Genomic DNA, 14,432 nt, shown 5'->3' with positions numbered 1-14,432 from the left:
CATCATCGCCTTCCATCAAGAAATCTGACCCACAGAACAGAGCACGAGGAACCATGAGCCAGCCCAGCCCCGACCCGCAACAGGAAGCGCAGCCGCAACCGCACTCGCAGACCCAACATTCCGAACAGCCGCACCTGGCCGCCCAGGCGCACGACATGCCCTCCACCTCCTCGCTGGACCTGGGGGTGATCGGCAACTGCGCCTTCTCGGCGCTGGTGGACAAGATGGGCCGCATCGTCTGGTGCTGCCTGCCGCGCTTTGATGGCGACCCGGTCTTCAATGCCTTGCTGGACCCCACCGACAATGGCGCGCTGTGGGCCTTCCAGCTGGAGAATTTCTCTCACAGCGAGCAGTGGTACGAACCCAATACCGCCGTGCTGCGCACCCGGCTCTACGATACGCTGGGGCAGGGCATCGAGATCACCGACCTGGCGCCGCGCTTCCAGAGCCGTGGCCGCTTCTTCCGCCCGCTGCAGCTGGTGCGCCGTATCCATCCGCTCTCCGGCGCGCCGCGCATGCGGGTGGTGTTGCGTCCGCGCTTCGACTGGGGCCGTGATATCCCCGCGCAGACCCGCGGCAGCAACCACATCCGCTATGTCGGTCCCGAGCAGACCCTCCGCCTGAACACCGATGCGCCGATCAGCTACATCGTGGACGAGACCGCCTTCGTGGTCAGCCGCCCCTATAACTTCATCCTGGGCCCGGACGAAACCCTGCACGGCGGCATCAACGACACTGCGCGCGATTTCGAACAGGAAACCACCGCCTATTGGCGAAACTGGAGCCGCGCCCTGGCCACGCCGCTGGAGTGGCAGGATGCGGTGATCCGCGCGGCCATCAGCCTGAAGCTCTCGGTCTTTGAAGACACCGGCGCCATCATCGCCGCCATGACCACCAGCGTGCCCGAGGCGCCGGGCAGCCAGCGCAACTGGGACTATCGCTATTGCTGGCTGCGCGACGCCTTCTTCGTGGTGCGCGCCCTGAACAGCCTGTCCGAACTGGGGACAATGGAAGACTATCTGCGCTGGCTGACCAACGTGGTGGTGCGCTCCGGCGGCGGCCATGTGCAGCCGCTGTATGGCATCGGCCTGGAAGAAGCGCTGCCCGAGCAGATCCTGGACCATCTGCCGGGCTACCAGCACCACCAGCCGGTGCGCGTGGGCAACCAGGCCTACGAACATTTCCAGCACGACGTCTATGGCAACATCGTGCTGGGCGCGGCCCAGGCCTTCCACGACATGCGTCTGCATCATCGCGCCGGGGCCGAGCATTTCCAGCATCTGGAAGCCGTCGGCGAACGCGCCTACGAGGTTTACAGCCAGCCTGATGCCGGCATGTGGGAGCTGCGTACCCGCTCGCGCATCCATACATCATCAGCATTGATGAGCTGGGCCGCGTGTGATCGCCTGGCCAAGATCGCCGCGCGGGTCGACCTGCCCGAGCGGGCCCGCTATTGGGGCGACCGGGCCAAGGAAATCGGCGACCGTATCCTCACCGAAGCCTGGAACGAGCAGCGCCAGGCCTATGCCGAAAGCTTCGGTGGCCGTGATCTCGATGCCAGCGTGTTGCTGATGGTGGAGGTGGGCCTGATTGCGCCGACCGACAAGCGCTTCATTTCCACCGTGGAAGCCCTGGAAAAGTCGCTCTGCGATGGCCCCTACATGCGCCGCTACGAAGCGCCGGACGACTTCGGCCGGCCCGAGACCGCCTTCAATATCTGCACCTTCTGGCGTATTGATGCGCTGGCCCGCATCGGCCGCAAGGAGCAGGCCCGTGAAATCTTCCAGGCCATGCTGGATGCCCGCAACCACCTGGGCCTGCTGTCCGAGGACACCCATCCGGTCACGCGCCAGATGTGGGGCAATTTCCCGCAGACCTATTCGATGGTGGGCATCATCAACTGTGCAATGCGCCTGTCGGCGTCATGGGAGGCGGTGATCTGATGTCGCGACTCGTTGTTGTCTCCAATCGCCTGGCCGATCCCCGCAAGCCCGCCGCTGGCGGCCTGGCGGTGGCGCTGGGCGAAACCCTGAAGAAGACCGGCGGCCTGTGGTTCGGCTGGAGCGGCAAGGTGGTCGAGAACGGCACGCCCGGCGAGGGCGAGCTGCGCGTGAACCAGGCCGGTAGCGTCACCCTGGCCGAGCTGGACCTGTCGCAGGAAGACCACGACGCCTACTACCGTGGCTATGCCAACGGCGTGCTGTGGCCGGTGTTCCACTACCGGCTCGACCTGGCGCACTTCGAGGCCGGCCATCTGGGCGGCTATCGGCGCGTGAACCAGCTGTTTGCACGCAAGCTGTTCCCGCTGTTGAAGCGCGATGACATCGTCTGGATCCACGATTACCACCTCATCCCGCTGGCCGCCGAGTTGCGCGCCATGGGCTGCGAGGCGCGCATCGGCTTCTTCCTGCACATCCCGCTGCCCCCGCCCCCCATCCTGACTGCCATTCCCTCCCACGAATGGCTGATGCGGGCGCTGTTCGCCTACGACCTGGTGGGCTTCCAGAATCACGCCGACCTGCAGCACTTCGCCCAGTACGTCCAGGCCGAAGCCACGGCCGAGCCGGTCGGCCCCAACCAGTTCCGCGCCTTCAACCGCACGGTGCATGCCAATGCCTTCCCGATCGGCATCGACGTGGCCGAATTCCAGCGCCTGGGCCAGGCCAAGGAAGCGCGCGACACCTATGAAAGTACCAAGGCCGAATACTCGCGCCGCCGCCTGCTGATCGGGGTGGACCGGCTGGATTATTCCAAGGGCCTGCCGCAGCGCATCCGGGCCTTCCGCGAACTGCTGCGCCTGTATCCGGAAAACCGTCACAGCGCCACCCTGCTGCAGATCGCCTCGCCCAGCCGCGAAGACGTGGAAGCCTATGGCGACATCCAGCGCGAGCTGGAAAGCCTGTGCGGCTCCATCAACGGCGATTTCGGCGACTTCGACTGGATGCCGATCCGCTACATCCACCGCACCGTGGCCCGCCGCCGCCTGCCGGGCCTGTACCGCGCCTGCGCGGTCGCGTTGGTCACGCCCTTGCGCGATGGCATGAACCTGGTGGCCAAGGAATTCGTTGCCGCCCAGGACGAGGACGACCCCGGCGTGCTGGTGTTGTCGCGCTTCGCCGGCGCGGCCGAGCAGATGAAGCAGGCGCTCATCATCAACCCCTACGACACCCACGGGGCGGCCCAGGTGATCCAGCAGGCCCTGCAGATGTCGCAGTCCGAGCGGCGCGAGCGCCATGCCGCCTTGATGGAAAACATCCGCCAGTTCGACGTCCACTGGTGGTGCCGCGAATTCCTCGACACCCTGCGCAGCAGCCGCGCCGCTCCCGTCGAAGGCTGACTGCCCACCGGGGCAGGGTCGGGGGAGGGCAGGCCCCGAAACTTTCCCAAAAGCAAACACTTTGCCGGCGCGGCGGGGCATGCCGTCGCGCGCCAGCATCGCCGCCGCCGGCCGGTTCACTAAAACTCCGCCAAAAGCCTTTATAATTCAGGGTTTTGGAAGTTTTTTGCGGAGTTAGTCATGCCCATTTACGCGTATCGCTGCGAAGCGTGTGGTTTTGCCAAGGATGTCTTGCAGAAGATCTCCGACGATGCGTTGACCGTTTGCCCCTCCTGCCACCAGGACAGCTTCAGGAAGCAGCTCACTGCAGCCGGCTTCCAGTTGAAGGGTTCCGGCTGGTATGTCACCGATTTCCGCGGCAACGGCAGTGGTAGCGCCAACAGCAAGGGCGCCACCGGCACCGGCATTGCCGGCGCCAGCGAGGCTCCGGCCGCAGCAGGTGACGCGGCTGCTGCAGCACCCGCGGCCGCATCTGCCCCGGCGGCCGCCACGCCAGCACCAGCGGCAGCGCCGGCGCCTGCTGCGCCCTCTACCCCCAGCGCAAGCTAACGAGGCCTTCCTTCCCCCATGCGCAAATACTTCATCACGGGTCTGCTGATCCTGGTTCCCCTGGCCATCACGCTATGGGTACTGAACCTGATCATCAGCACCATGGACCAGTCACTGCTGCTGCTGCCAGAGGCCTGGCGCCCGCAGCACTGGCTGGGCCACAACATCCCCGGCCTGGGCGCGATCCTGACCTTGCTGATCGTGTTCCTGACCGGCCTGGCCGCGCGCAACTTCATCGGGCGCCGCCTGGTGCTGGTGTGGGAAGGTTTCCTGACCCGCATTCCGGTGGTGAAGTCGATCTATTCCAGCGTCAAGCAGGTTTCCGATACGCTGTTCTCGCCCTCCGGCAATGCCTTCCGCAAGGCCGTGCTGATCCAGTATCCGCGCCAGGGTTCGTGGACCATCGCCTTCCTGACCGGCGCCCCGGGCGGCGAGGTGAAGAACCACCTGGCCGGTGACTTCATCAGCGTCTACGTTCCCACCACGCCCAACCCGACCTCCGGTTTCTTCCTGATGCTGCCGCGTGCCGATGCCATCGAACTCGACATGTCGGTCGATGCAGCCCTGAAGTATGTCGTCTCGATGGGCGTGGTCGCCCCCGAGATGGCGGCCGACAAGAAGATCATCACCGACGCCGCGGCGCCGAAGAATTGACGGGGCGGCCGGTGCCACGCGGCCCGGCCAGCCCCGCCTTCGCCCTTAGCGTCTTCTCTCACGAATCCAACAAGAACACTGTCAACGGAATCACAACCATGTCCATGCGAACCCAATACTGTGGCCTCACTACCGAGGCACTGCTCGGCCAAACCGTCAGCCTGTGTGGCTGGGTGCACCGTCGCCGCGATCACGGCGGCGTGATCTTCATCGACCTGCGCGACCGCGAAGGCCTGGTCCAGGTGGTGTGCGACCCGGACCGCGCCGATGTCTTCAAGAACGCCGAATCGGTGCGCAACGAGTTCTGCCTGCGCATCACCGGCCTGGTGCGCAACCGTCCTGAAGGCACCACCAACGCCAACCTGAAGTCGGGCAAGATCGAAGTGCTGTGCCACGAGCTGGAAGTGCTGAACCCGTCGGTGACGCCCCCGTTCCAGCTGGATGACGACAGCCTGTCCGAGACCACCCGCCTGACCCACCGCGTGCTGGACCTGCGCCGTCCGCAGATGCAGAACAACCTGCGCCTGCGCTACAAGGTCGCCATGGAAGTACGCAAGTTCCTGGATGGTCAGGGCTTCATCGACATCGAAACCCCGATGCTGACCAAGTCCACCCCGGAAGGCGCGCGCGACTACCTGGTGCCTTCGCGCGTGAACGCCGGCGAATTCTTCGCCCTGCCGCAGTCGCCGCAGCTGTTCAAGCAGCTGCTGATGGTGGCCAACTTCGACCGCTACTACCAGATCACCAAGTGCTTCCGCGACGAAGACCTGCGCGCCGATCGTCAGCCCGAATTCACCCAGATCGACTGCGAAACTTCCTTCCTGAACGAGCAGGAAATCCGTGACCTGTTCGAAGGCATGATCCGCCTGGTCTTCAAGAACGCCCTGGACATCGACCTGCCTGACCCATTCCCGGTGATGGACTTCGCCACCGCCATGGGCATGTATGGTTCGGACAAGCCGGACATGCGCGTCAAGCTGGAATTCACCGAACTGACCGACGTCATGAAGGACGTCGACTTCAAGGTCTTCTCGGGTGCTGCCAACAGCGAAGGCGGCCGCGTGGTCGGCCTGCGCGTGCCGGGCGGTGCCGAAATGCCGCGTTCGGAAATCGACGCCTACACCCAGTTCGTCGCCATCTACGGCGCCAAGGGCCTGGCCTACATCAAGGTCAACGAAAAGGCCAAGGGCCGTGACGGCCTGCAGTCGCCCATCGTCAAGAACATCCACGATGCGGCCCTGAACGCCATCATCGAAAAGACCGGCGCCCAGGACGGCGACCTGATCTTCTTCGGTGCCGACAAGGCCAAGGTGGTCAACGATGCCATCGGCGCGCTGCGCGTGAAGATCGGCCACAGCGATTTCGGCAAGAAGAACGGCCTGTTCGACGACGCCTGGCGTCCGCTGTGGGTGGTCGACTTCCCCATGTTCGAATACGACGAAGACGGCCAGCGCTGGGTCGCCCTGCACCACCCGTTCACCTCGCCCAAGGATGGCCACGAAGACTTCATCTCGACCAATCCTGCAGCGGCCATCGCCAAGGCCTATGACCTGGTCCTGAACGGTTGGGAACTGGGCGGCGGTTCGGTGCGTATCCACCGCGCCGATGTGCAGAGCAAGGTGTTCCGCGCGCTGAAGATCGATGACGAAGAAGCCCGCCTGAAGTTCGGCTTCCTGCTGGACGCGCTGCAATACGGCGCGCCCCCGCACGGTGGCATCGCCTTCGGCCTGGACCGCCTGGTCACCATGATGGCTGGCGCCGAGTCGATCCGCGACGTGATCGCCTTCCCCAAGACCCAGCGCGCCCAGTGCCTGCTGACCCACGCCCCTTCGGCGGTGGACGAGAAGCAACTGCGCGAGCTGCACATCCGCCTGCGCAATACGGAGCCGGCTGTGAAGGCCTGATCGATTTATCGATTTTCTCGATAAACCCATCGAAAAGCGCGTGCAGGAATGCACGCGCTTTTTTATTTTTATAAATAATATAAATTTTATTCTTGCGTAACATCAGGCGGGATTCCGGTCGTCGCTGCGACCCGACGACCGTTCGTCCTGAGTAGCGGCATCGCCGCGTATCGAAGGCGCGCCTTTGCCTGCTCACCGACCCGCGCAGGAGTGTCTTCGATACGGCCCTGAAGGGCCTACTCAGTCCGAACGGTTCCAGATGGATTCACGTGAGGACCCGCTTGTGGTTCTTGAGTCTACATTTCCCGGAACCTGAATCCATGCATGCGCTGCAAGCATGGCGGCATGCACAGATATCATTTCCGCCAGGCCCCCTCGCACCCTATCATCGGCCGGATATTCAACGTCCGACATGAGGGGAAAGCATGCAAGGAACGACATTACCAGCCGGCGGGATGCCGCTGGTCAGCAACCACCAGCGCCGCCGCGCCATCATCGCCACCGTCATCGGCAATGGCCTCGAATGGTTCGACTTCACCGTCTACAGCTTCTTCGCGGTCATCATCGCCAAACTGTTCTTCCCGACCGGCAATGACCTCACTTCCTTGCTGCTGGCCGTGGCCACCTTCGGCGTCGGTTTCTTCATGCGCCCGGTGGGTGGCATCCTGCTGGGCATCTACGCCGACCGCGTGGGCCGCAAGGCAGCGCTGTCAGTGACCATCCTGTTGATGGCGGTGGGTACCACCATGATCGGCCTGGCGCCGACCTATGAAAGCATCGGCCTGTTCGCGCCGCTGATCATCGTCGTTGCACGTCTGCTGCAGGGCTTCTCGGCCGGCGGCGAAATGGGCAGCGCCACCGCCTTCCTGACCGAATATGCACCTGAGCGCGAACGCGCTTTCTATTCCAGCTGGATCCAGGCCAGCATCGGCGTGGCCGTGCTGCTGGGCGCCGCCGTCGGTACCTTCGTCACCTCCAGCCTGAGCCCGGAAGCGCTGTCCAGCTGGGGCTGGCGCCTGCCCTTCCTGCTGGGCATCATCATCGGCCCGGTCGGCTACTACATCCGTAACCACCTCGAAGAGACCCCGACCTTCCTCGAAGAAAAGGACAAGACCGACTCGCCCCTGAAGGAAGTGATCCGCAACTTCCCGCGCGAGACCTCGGCCAGCTTCTCCATGGTGATCCTGTGGACGGTCTGCACCTATGTCTTGCTGTTCTACATGCCGACCTATTCGGTCAAGGTCCTGAAGCTGCCGCAGACCACCGGCTTCATCGCCGGCATGGTGGGTGGACTCTGCATCATGGTCTTGGCACCCATCGTCGGTCGCATGGCGGATCGCATCGGCCGTCGTCCGCTGCTCTCCGGTTCGGCCGCGCTGATCCTGGTGCTGGCCTATCCCATGTTCGCCTACATCAACAGCGCCCCCAGCCTGTCGACGCTGCTGATCTTCCAGCTGGTCTTCGGCACCCTGATTGCGGCCTACACCGGCCCCATCCTGGCGGCGTTCTCGGAACTATTCCCGGCCAAGGTGCTCTCCACCGGCCTGTCGGTAGCCTACAACCTGGCCGTGACCATCTTCGGCGGCTTTGCCTCGTTCTTCATCACCTGGCTGATCGCCGCCACCGGCAGCACCATGGCACCGGCCTTCTACGTGATGATCGCTGCCGCCATCAGCTTTGTCGGCACCCGCTTCGTGCGTGAGCCGCAGTATCTGCAACAACATTGATTTTCGCCATGACCAAGATTCTCCTGAAGGGCGGTAACGTCCTCGACCCAGCACTGGGCAGCCTGTTCCCGCGCCATGATGTCCTGATCGAAAAAGACCGTATCATCGATGTCTCCGCCACGCCCCTGGATGTCCCGGGCGCACGCGTGATCGATGTGGCCGGCAAGACCGTGATGCCGGGCCTGATCGACTGCCACGTGCACGTGCTGGCCTCGCTGGCCAACCTGGGCTTGAATGCCCTGCAGCCGGGTTCGCTGACCTCCATCCGCGCGCTGCCCATCGTCGAAGCGATGTTGAATCGCGGTTTCACCAGCGTGCGTGATGCCGGTGGCGCTGACTGGGGCCTGGCGCAAGCCATTGCCATCGGCCTGGTGCCGGGTCCGCGCATCTTCCCTTCCGGCAAGGCGCTGTCGCAGACCGGTGGCCACGGTGACTTCCGTCCACGTTCCGATGTGCTGGAGCCCTGCTCCTGCGCCTTCCGCGCCGGTGCCATCGCCCGTGTGGCGGATGGCGTGGACGCAGTGCGTCTGGCAGCCCGCGAAGAACTGCAGAAGGGCGCGACCCAGATCAAGATCATGGCCTCCGGCGGCGTGGCATCGCCCACCGATCCTATCGGCAACACGCAATACAGCGAGGATGAAATCCGCGCCATCGTGGCCGAGGCCGAAGCCGCCCAGACCTATGTGATGGCACACGCCTACACCGGCCGCGCCATCTCGCGCGCAGTGCGGTGCGGCGTGCGCACCATCGAGCATGGCAATCTGGTCGATGCCGATGCCGCCCGCGTGATGCGCGAGCATGGTGCCTTCGTCGTGCCGACACTGGTCACCTACGATTCGCTGGCCCGCGACGGTGCCCGCCTGGGCTTGCCGCCGGATTCCGTGGCCAAGATCGAATCGGTGCGTCAGGCCGGTCGTGACTCGCTGCGCATCTATGCCGAGCATGGCGTGCAGATGGGCTTCGGCTCCGACCTGCTGGGCGAGATGCATCAGGACCAGTCGACCGAATTCCTGATTCGCGCCGAGATCCTGGGCAACCTGGAAACCATCCGCTCGGCGACCTCGATTGCCGCCGCCATCCTGCAGCGCGAAGGTGAACTGGGGACCGTGCGCGCCGGTGCGCTGGCCGACCTGATCGTGGTCGACGGCAACCCGCTGCAGGACATCACGCTCCTGACCGGGCAGGGCGAGCACCTGTCGCTGGTCATGCAGTCCGGCCACATCCACCGCAGTCGCTGATCGTTCGATCGCCACGGCGGCCATCACGGCTGCTGCCCCGCCTGCGCCGCTGCTTTCCCGATCGCATCAGGAAAGCAGCGGCGGGCATGCTTTTCGCTCTACCATCATGGTCTGTTGAAAGAACCGAGCCGGAGCGCCGACCATGCGTATATCACCCCTTCCTCCCCTGCCGTCACTGATCGCCTTCGAAGCCGCCATGCGGCACGGCAGCTTTACGCGTGCCGCCGCTGAACTGCACCTCACACAAAGCGCCATCAGCCGTCAGATCGCCCAGCTGGAGCGCTTCCTGGGCAAGAAGCTGTTCCTGCGCGAACCCCGTGCATTGCGCCTGACGGTCAGCGGCCAGCGCTACGCCGCCCTGGTGCAGCGCCTGCTGGTCGATTGTGCCGAGGCCACCGAAGACATCATGAAGCGCAAGGGCCACCAGGAGTTGACGGTGGCCTGTTCGCAGGGCGTGGCCGTGCTGTGGCTCACGCCCCGGCTGGCGCGCTTTCGGGCGCTGCACCCGGATTGCCACCTGCGCTTGATCGTCAACGACAGCCTGGCGCAGCTCTCCGAGACCGACTTCGACATGGGCATCTACTTCCTGCGCGACGGCCCACCCTCAGGGATGGCGGCGCGTCGGCTGTATGACGAAGAGGTGTTCCCGGTCTGTTCGCCCGCCTATCTGGACGGCCGCACCCTGAGCCCGGCCGAGCTGCGCCACGAGACTCTGCTGATGCTGGAAGATGGCCAGCGGCAATGGATGTCCTGGCAAAACTGGATGGCCCACAACGGCATGCCCGATGTCCGCATCGAGCACCAGATCCTGTCCAACCAATACCCCGTGCTGTTGCAGCTGGCCATGGAAGGACAAGGCATCGTGCTGGCCTGGCGCCACATGATCGATGCCTGTATGGAACAGGGGCTGCTGGTGCGCGCCTGCGAGGCCAGCGCCAGCCTGGGGGGCGGCTATTACGCCGTCTGGCCGCGCGACCGCATCGAGCACGCTGCCGCGCGTGCCTTCCGCAGCTGGTTGGTGGCCGAGAGCGAAGCGTCCCTGCTCTGAGTCGGCGCGGTCCCGATACAATGGAGGCTTTGCTGCAGCCCGGACAGCCCCATGACGCAAGCCAAGCCCTACAAGATTCCCGAATCGGTGCTGGTGGTGATCCACAGCGCCGACCGCCACGTACTGCTGATCGAACGCACCGACCAGCCCGGTTTCTGGCAATCGGTGACCGGTTCCAAGGACCATCCCGATGAAGAGTTGTCGGAGACCGCCCGACGCGAAGTGCAGGAAGAAACCGGCATCATCGTCGCCGACGCCGGCGTAGAATCAGGCGATGATGGCGGAAACTGCGTGCCGCGTGCGCATCTGCGCGACTGGCAACTTTCCAACATCTATGACATCTATCCGGTCTGGCGGCACCGCTATGCGCCCGGCGTGACCAGGAACACCGAGCATGTCTTCGGCCTGCTGGTGCCGCGTGACATCCCGGTGACGCTCGCCCCGCGCGAACACACACGCTACGCCTGGCTGCCTTACCGCGAAGCGGCCGACCGCTGTTTCTCGTCGTCCAATGCGGAGGCAATCCTGCAATTGCCCAGCTACCTGGCCGGCTAGCCCGACAGCAGCGCCAGGACGGAACCGGACAAGAACAAGAGAAAGGTTGCATCGATGAAGCTGCGCATTGCCACATACAACATCCACAAGGGCGTGACCTCCTTTGCCGGACGGCCGCGCATCCTGGCGCTCAAGCAGGCGCTGGCGCAACTGGACCCGGACATCCTGTTCCTGCAGGAAGTGCAGGGCCGGCATGATCTCAACGCCCTGCGCCACGCCGCCAATTGGCCGCAGCAGGGCCAGCACGAATACCTGGCCGGTGACACCCACCACGCCGCCTACGGCATGAATGCCGTGTACGACCATGGGCACCATGGCAACGCCCTGATCTCGCGTTTCGAGATCGCCTCCATCCGCAACCAGGACGTCTCCGACCATGCCTATGAATCGCGCGGCATCCTGCACTGCGTGGTGCCGGTGGAAGGCGTGGACGTGCATTGCTACGTGATCCACCTGGGCCTGTTCGCCGGTGGCCGCCGCCGCCAGACCGATGCGCTGATGCAGGCGGTCAGTACGTCCTCGCCACCGGATGCGCCACTGGTGATCGCCGGCGACTTCAATGACTGGACCAACCAGCTGAGCCGCACGCTGTACCAGAACCTGGGCGTGGTCGAGGTGTTCGACCAGCCGCAACCGAACGCCCGCGGCGTCATGCAGGGCCTGCGCCGGCTGGGTGGCCTGTCGGCACCGATCCGCCCGGCCCGCACCTTCCCGGCCATGATGCCGTGGCTGCGACTGGACCGCATCTATGTCCGTGGTTTCCGGGTGGAAACGGCGCAGGTGCTCAAGGATGGTCCGTGGGCGCGCCTGTCCGACCACGCGCCCATCGTCACCGAACTGCATCTGGCCTGATCTTGCGCCACCTCGCCTTTTCCGACGGCAACCAGATTGCCTTGCTGCACAGTGGCGCGGGTTTCTATCCGGCCCTGATCACCGCCATTGATGCGGCCCGGGTCGAGATCTACCTCGAAACTTATATTTTTTCGCTCGACGATACCGGCGTGTTGGTCTGCGAGGCGCTGCAACGCGCCGCCGGGCGTGGCGTGGTGGTGTATGTCATCAACGACTGGCTTGGCACCGGTCGCGAAAACACTAACAAATTGCGCCTCGCCCTGAGTGCCGCCGGTGTGCAGCATCGTTCCTTCAACCCCTGGTTCCGGCGCGGCGTGGCGCGCAGTCATCGCAAGCTGTGCGTGGTGGACCGCCAGGTGGCTTTCGTTGGCGGACTCAACATCAATGACGACATGGTTTCCGACCGCGACCATGCGATGCCCCTGCCGGCGCCGCGCTGGGATTTTGCCGTCAGCGTGGTCGGACCGCTGGTGCAGGATATCTACCGGGAAGTGCAGGCCCAGTGGCTGCGCGTGGGCCGCATGAAACTGAAGGCGCGCTGGCGCAATTTCAGGCGCCTGCGCCACGGCCATAGCGGCCCGGTACACGACCAGACCCAGGCCGCCCTGGTGGTGCGCGACAACTTCCGCAACCGCCGCACCATCCAGCGCGCCTATCTGCAGGCCCTGGGGCGCGCCCGCGAGAGCGCGTTCCTCGCCAATCCCTATTTTGCACCCGGCCGCAAGATGCGGCGTGCCCTGGAAGAGGCGGCCATGCGCGGCGTCAAGGTGACCTTGCTGCTGGGCGTGGGGCAGTTCCTGATGCAGGATGCGGTGGCGCATTCCTTCTATCCCAAGCTCTTGCGTGCCGGTGTACGCATCGTCGAATACACCCATACCGAGCTGCATGCCAAGGTGGCCGTGGTGGACGACAAGTGGGCCACGGTCGGCTCCAGCAACTATGATGGCCTGTCCCTGTTCGTGAACCAGGAAGCCAACGTGGTGGTCCAGGACCCGGCCTTCGCCGGCTACCTGCGCCAGGAGATCGAAGCCGGCGCCGCCCTGGGCCGGGTGGTGCACCTGTCGGACTTTCTGCATGTGCCCTGGTACAAGCGCGCCGCCTATGGCGCGGCCTTCCTCCTCTATCGGACGGTCATCCACATCATCACCCTCGGGAAAGATGCCTGAGGGAGGCCCTGCCTCTATCTCGCCCTGGCTTGATTTACCGAAGATTCACCGTATCGCATTCGCAGCTGAAATGGGATAGGATGACCATCCCGGTTTTCGACAGGCAGCCGCGCGCGGCTTCCTGCCATTTCAATAAAAGGAGCGAGTTATGGATGATGTGGTCATTGTCGCAGCACAGAGAACGGCGATCGGCAAATTCGGCGGTGCCTTGTCGAAGATCGCAGCAGCCGATCTGGGTGCGCAAGTCATCAAGGCCCTGCTGGCCAAGACCGGCATCAAGCCGGAAGCGATCAGCGAAGTCATCCTCGGCCAGGTGCTGACGGCCGGTCTGGGACAGAACCCGGCGCGCCAGTCGGTCATCAAGTCCGGCCTGCCCGACATGGTCCCGGCCTTCGTGGTGGGCAAGGTCTGCGGCAGCGGCCTGAAGGCGGTGCAGCTGGCGGCCCAGGCCATCCGTTGCGGCGACGCCCAGATCGTCATCGCCGGCGGCCAGGAAAACATGAGCGCCTCGCCCCACGTGTTGAACAACTCGCGTGACGGCTTCCGCATGGGCGATGCCAAGCTGACCGACACCATGATCGTCGACGGTCTGTGGGACGTCTACAACCAGTATCACATGGGTATCACCGCCGAGAACGTCGCCAAGAAGTTCGAGATCAGCCGCGAAGAGCAGGACGCCTTCGCCGCCGCCTCGCAAAACAAGGCTGAAGCCGCGCAAAAGGCCGGCAAGTTCAAGGATGAGATCGTCCCCATCGAAATCAAGGGCAAGAAGGAAACCGTAGTCTTCGACACGGACGAATTCGTCAAGCACGGCGTCACCGCCGAAGCCCTGGCCGGCCTGCGCCCGGCCTTCGACAAGGCCGGCACCGTGACTGCCGGCAATGCCTCCGGCATCAACGACGGCGCGGCCGCGGTGGTGGTCACCTCCGCCAGGCTGGCGGCCGAGCTGGGTCTGCCGGTGCTGGCCAGGATCAAGGCCTACTCTTCGGCCGGCCTGGACCCCAGCATCATGGGCATGGGCCCGGTCCCGGCGTCGCAGCTGACCCTGAAGAAGGCCGGCTGGACCCCGCAGGACCTGGACCTGATGGAGATCAACGAAGCCTTTGCCGCCCAGGCCATCGCCGTGAACAAGCAGATGGGCTGGGACACCAGCAAGATCAACGTCAACGGCGGCGCGATCGCCCTGGGCCACCCCATCGGCGCCTCCGGCTGCCGCGTACTGGTGACTCTGCTGCACGAGATGGTGCGCCGGGACGCCAAGAAGGGCCTGGCAAGCCTCTGTATCGGTGGCGGTATGGGTGTGGCGCTGGCGGTGGAGCGTTGAATCCGAGGATAGTCTTGATGCGATGACTGTTGTCTCGAGGAAATATGAAGAAGCGCCGGCTTGCGAGCCGGCGCTTTT

At 64.5% G+C, this 14,432-nt stretch carries 12 protein-coding genes; all 12 read left to right on the top strand.

Annotated features, from left to right (window positions below; translation table 11 throughout):
* The first annotated feature begins 53 nt into the window (after positions 1-53).
* The 12 genes from ACEOAC_RS24265 to ACEOAC_RS24210 all read left to right on the top strand — a co-directional run bounded on the left by ACEOAC_RS24265 (position 54) and on the right by ACEOAC_RS24210 (position 14,354).
* A complete protein-coding gene (locus ACEOAC_RS24265) occupies positions 54-1,943 on the top strand; it encodes a glycoside hydrolase family 15 protein (RefSeq protein WP_413445078.1) in 1,890 nt (629 codons plus the stop codon).
* Positions 1,943-3,337: an alpha,alpha-trehalose-phosphate synthase (UDP-forming) gene (otsA, locus tag ACEOAC_RS24260; RefSeq protein WP_006464136.1), complete on the top strand. Its 1,395-nt coding sequence runs from the start codon at positions 1,943-1,945 to the stop codon at positions 3,335-3,337. Before ACEOAC_RS24265 ends, otsA begins: the two co-directional genes overlap by 1 nt.
* Before the next feature lie 180 nt (positions 3,338-3,517).
* Entirely contained in the window at positions 3,518-3,886 is a 369-nt protein-coding gene (locus tag ACEOAC_RS24255) for an FmdB family zinc ribbon protein (RefSeq protein ID WP_241813635.1), read from the top strand.
* A gap of 18 nt (positions 3,887-3,904) precedes the next feature.
* A complete protein-coding gene (locus tag ACEOAC_RS24250) occupies positions 3,905-4,540 on the top strand; it encodes a DUF502 domain-containing protein (protein WP_006464134.1) in 636 nt (211 codons plus the stop codon).
* A gap of 98 nt (positions 4,541-4,638) precedes the next feature.
* Positions 4,639-6,444: an aspartate--tRNA ligase gene (aspS, locus tag ACEOAC_RS24245; protein WP_077235875.1), complete on the top strand. Its 1,806-nt coding sequence runs from the start codon at positions 4,639-4,641 to the stop codon at positions 6,442-6,444.
* Positions 6,445-6,869: 425 nt separating this feature from the next.
* Entirely contained in the window at positions 6,870-8,171 is a 1,302-nt protein-coding gene (locus tag ACEOAC_RS24240) for an MFS transporter (RefSeq protein WP_077235874.1), read from the top strand.
* A gap of 8 nt (positions 8,172-8,179) precedes the next feature.
* Positions 8,180-9,409 carry a metal-dependent hydrolase family protein gene (locus ACEOAC_RS24235; RefSeq protein ID WP_006464131.1) on the top strand — a complete coding sequence of 410 codons (1,230 nt, stop codon included), beginning with the start codon at positions 8,180-8,182 and terminating at the stop codon, positions 9,407-9,409.
* Between the two features lie 142 nt (positions 9,410-9,551).
* Positions 9,552-10,457, top strand: a complete 906-nt coding sequence (locus tag ACEOAC_RS24230) for a LysR substrate-binding domain-containing protein (RefSeq protein WP_077235873.1) — start codon at positions 9,552-9,554, stop codon at positions 10,455-10,457.
* 51 nt (positions 10,458-10,508) lie between these two features.
* Positions 10,509-11,012, top strand: coding sequence for a dihydroneopterin triphosphate diphosphatase (nudB, locus tag ACEOAC_RS24225; protein ID WP_413444760.1), 504 nt, complete (start codon positions 10,509-10,511; stop codon positions 11,010-11,012).
* A 54-nt stretch (positions 11,013-11,066) separates the two neighbouring features.
* On the top strand, positions 11,067-11,864 hold the full coding sequence (locus tag ACEOAC_RS24220; protein ID WP_006464128.1) for an endonuclease/exonuclease/phosphatase family protein: 798 nt from the start codon (positions 11,067-11,069) through the stop codon (positions 11,862-11,864).
* Between the two features lie 2 nt (positions 11,865-11,866).
* A complete protein-coding gene (locus tag ACEOAC_RS24215) occupies positions 11,867-13,030 on the top strand; it encodes a phospholipase D-like domain-containing protein (protein WP_413444761.1) in 1,164 nt (387 codons plus the stop codon).
* 148 nt (positions 13,031-13,178) lie between these two features.
* Positions 13,179-14,354, top strand: a complete 1,176-nt coding sequence (locus ACEOAC_RS24210; RefSeq protein ID WP_413444762.1) for an acetyl-CoA C-acetyltransferase — start codon at positions 13,179-13,181, stop codon at positions 14,352-14,354.
* Positions 14,355-14,432 lie beyond the last annotated feature (78 nt).

It is taken from the genome of Herbaspirillum frisingense (assembly GCF_047325095.1).
Classification (GTDB): Bacteria; Pseudomonadota; Gammaproteobacteria; order Burkholderiales; family Burkholderiaceae_D; genus Herbaspirillum; species Herbaspirillum frisingense.
This window is presented reverse-complemented; position numbering and strand designations above follow the sequence as displayed.

Bases quoted from the DNA above. Each gene is read 5' to 3' on its own strand.
- aspS (WP_077235875.1), top strand. From the start codon at position 4,639: ATGTCCATGCGAACCCAATACTGTGGCCTCACTACCGAGGCACTGCTC.
- ACEOAC_RS24265 (WP_413445078.1), top strand. From the start codon at position 54: ATGAGCCAGCCCAGCCCCGACCCGCAACAGGAAGCGCAGCCGCAACCG.
- ACEOAC_RS24255 (WP_241813635.1), top strand. From the start codon at position 3,518: ATGCCCATTTACGCGTATCGCTGCGAAGCGTGTGGTTTTGCCAAGGAT.
- ACEOAC_RS24240 (WP_077235874.1), top strand. From the start codon at position 6,870: ATGCAAGGAACGACATTACCAGCCGGCGGGATGCCGCTGGTCAGCAAC.
- ACEOAC_RS24250 (WP_006464134.1), top strand. From the start codon at position 3,905: ATGCGCAAATACTTCATCACGGGTCTGCTGATCCTGGTTCCCCTGGCC.
- otsA (WP_006464136.1), top strand. From the start codon at position 1,943: ATGTCGCGACTCGTTGTTGTCTCCAATCGCCTGGCCGATCCCCGCAAG.
- ACEOAC_RS24210 (WP_413444762.1), top strand. From the start codon at position 13,179: ATGGATGATGTGGTCATTGTCGCAGCACAGAGAACGGCGATCGGCAAA.
- ACEOAC_RS24220 (WP_006464128.1), top strand. From the start codon at position 11,067: ATGAAGCTGCGCATTGCCACATACAACATCCACAAGGGCGTGACCTCC.
- ACEOAC_RS24235 (WP_006464131.1), top strand. From the start codon at position 8,180: ATGACCAAGATTCTCCTGAAGGGCGGTAACGTCCTCGACCCAGCACTG.
- nudB (WP_413444760.1), top strand. From the start codon at position 10,509: ATGACGCAAGCCAAGCCCTACAAGATTCCCGAATCGGTGCTGGTGGTG.
- ACEOAC_RS24230 (WP_077235873.1), top strand. From the start codon at position 9,552: ATGCGTATATCACCCCTTCCTCCCCTGCCGTCACTGATCGCCTTCGAA.